Annotated in this window: 1 protein-coding gene; it reads right to left on the bottom strand. The window is 50.1% G+C overall.

Translation table 11 applies throughout. The annotated features are described in order from the left end of the window. Window positions 1–585, bottom strand: a 585-nt coding sequence (locus F1E73_RS17295; protein WP_150452698.1) for a hypothetical protein, incomplete at both ends; no start/stop codon positions are given.

Below are 585 nucleotides of genomic sequence, written 5' to 3'. Positions count from 1 at the left end.
AGTGGAAGTACATTGGTCCGTGCTATAAGCTGGTAAAGTAACCATTGGCAAAGGATCCTCATCTACGGTGATAGTAATAACAGAGGTACAACCTTTGGAATCCTGTACGTAAACGTCATAATCTACTGGATACGAAGCTGGTGTTAGTACAGCGCTTGCACTAGAAGTGAACAATCCCGTAGGCGAGGTGGTTGTAGGCACAAAGGCATAGGTATACCCCCCGTTTCCACCACTGGCCTGTACGCTCACCTGGGCACCAATATTACAGTTGGCTGGAATATTGGATATTACTGCAAGGTCCAGAGCTGCCGCAGGGGAGGCAATGGTCACCGTATTGGACGTAGCCGGACAGAAAGGCGTATCCGTAGCCGTAAGTTCCACATAGAAATTCCCTGCAGGCAGTCCGGAAATAGTAAGCACTCCCGGTGCTACCCCTGTACTTGTTATGGACGTGGTAGAACCATTGCTATGGAACACCTCATAGGAGAAGTTGCCGGTATAGTCGGTTACATTGATCTCCATCACCCCATCGGAGGCCCCAAAACAAGTCACGGGCGTACTGGCCGAGGCCACTACGTCGATTAA

The sequence above is a fragment of the Arenibacter lacus genome, assembly GCF_008711145.1.
GTDB classification, from domain to species: domain Bacteria; phylum Bacteroidota; class Bacteroidia; order Flavobacteriales; family Flavobacteriaceae; genus Arenibacter; species Arenibacter amylolyticus.
This window is presented reverse-complemented; position numbering and strand designations above follow the sequence as displayed.